Source organism: Nocardioides sp. P5_C9_2, assembly GCF_054049555.1.
Map to the genome: position 1 here is coordinate 1 of NZ_JBFUMD010000647.1, position 1,654 is coordinate 1,654.

The 1,654-nt window shown below is 72.1% G+C and carries 2 protein-coding genes; one reads left to right on the forward strand and one right to left on the reverse strand.

Annotation, left to right across the window (positions count from 1 at the left end):
- Window positions 1–1,168 (reverse strand): lysine--tRNA ligase (gene lysS / locus ACXJKL_RS20590; protein ID WP_457208856.1); only part of this gene is annotated, 1,168 nt, incomplete at its 3' end.
- Between the two features lie 217 nt (window positions 1,169–1,385).
- On the opposite strand from lysS, the gene ACXJKL_RS20595 reads away from it, so the two are divergent.
- Window positions 1,386–1,654 (forward strand): hypothetical protein (locus ACXJKL_RS20595; RefSeq protein ID WP_457208857.1); only part of this gene is annotated, 269 nt, incomplete at its 3' end.

Here is a 1,654-nt window from a genome sequence, read left to right on the forward strand (position 1 = left end):
GCTCGAAGGCGAGCACGTTGACGTCGCGCTTGGCGGGGTCGGCGGCCTTGCGGCCCAGCGCGTCCCACTCGTCGTACAGGCGCACGACCTCGGGGCCGAAGTCGATGGTGAACGCCTGCTTGGGCGCGCGTCGGGTGTAGAGCCAGCGCACCATCGGCGCCTCGAGGATCTCCAGCGCGTCGGCGGGGGTGGGGACGCCGCCGCTCGACGATGACATCTTCTGCATGCCGGCGATGCCCACGAAGGCGTACGTCACCCGCGTGGGGGCCTGCCAGCCGAAGACCGAGGACACCAGCTCCTGGCCCACGGTGTACGACGACCCGGGCGTCATGTGGTCGAGACCGGCAGGCTCGAAGTCGACCTTCTCCCACGCCCAGCGCATCGGCCAGTCGACCTTCCAGACCAGCTTGCCCTCGTCCTGCCTCGCCACGTTGGTGACCCCGGAGTGCCCGCACTCGCGACAGGTGTAGGCGAGGTCGGTGGTCTCGTCGTCGTACGCCGTGACGTCGGTCGTGTCGCGACCGCAGGAGGCGCACCACGGCTTGTAGGGGAACCGGGCGAACGATCCGGAGTCCTGCGCCTCCTCGTCGTTGGCGACCGACTCGGCGAGCTCGGCGGCCTCCTCCTCGGTCTCCACGGCCGGAGCGGCCTTGGTGCGGTAGCGCCCGAGCACCTCCTCGATCCGGTCGCGGTGCCGGATCGCGTGCAGGATCCGCTCGCGGTAGGTGCCTGCCCGGTACATCTCGGTCTGGCTGATCTCGTCCATCTCCACGCCGAGCTCGGCGAGGGCGGCCTGCAGCGGCGCCTTGAAGTGCTCGGCCCAGGAGGGGTGGCAGCCCCACGGGTCGGGGACGGCCGAGAGCGGGCGGCCGATGTGCTCGGCCCACTCGGGCGGGACGCCGGCCGGCACCTTGCGGAACCGGTCGTAGTCGTCCCAGCTGTGCAGGTGGCGGGTCTCGACACCGCGACGTCGCAGCTCCTCGGCCACGAAGTGCGGCGTGAGGAACTCGCGCAGGTTGCCGAGGTGGATCGGGCCGGAGGGACTGGCGCCCGACGCCACGGTGACCTTGTTCCCCTCGCCCGCGTGCCGGATCGCGTCGTCGGCGGCGCGGGTCACCCAGTCGATGGGCTCTCCCTGCTGTCCGCCCTGCCGTCCACCACGTGCCATGGCCGCAGATTATCGGCCGGCCCTCGTGCGGTACGACGGGGGAGAGGGGATCGCCGACATGACAAGGGCGCCGAAGTCGTCCCCTGCGGCGACTCCGACGCCCACGCTCCCCGAGGGGAGCAGTCCGGGCCGCACCCCCGCGCGGCCCGGTAGAAGTATCACCGTGGCAGGTGCCTGCCACGTGGCTCGCGGGTGCCGGTGGCACTAACCTGCCACTGTGGTCACCGACAGTCCGTCCTCCGCCCTGTCCGCGCTTGGCCTCGACCGGGCGGCCGAGCAGCTCTACTTCCGGGTCGCCCCGGCGTCCGGGCACACCCTCCAGGGGATGGCGCGACTCGTGCACGAGAGCCCGCGCAGCCTGCTCCACGACCTGGCGCCGCTGATGGAGCTGGGACTGGTCGAGCTGCAGGACGACCGGGTGGTGGTGCCCCCCATGGCGATGGCCGTGGCGGAGCTGGTCCGGCGCGAGTCGCGTCGCGCCGCGAC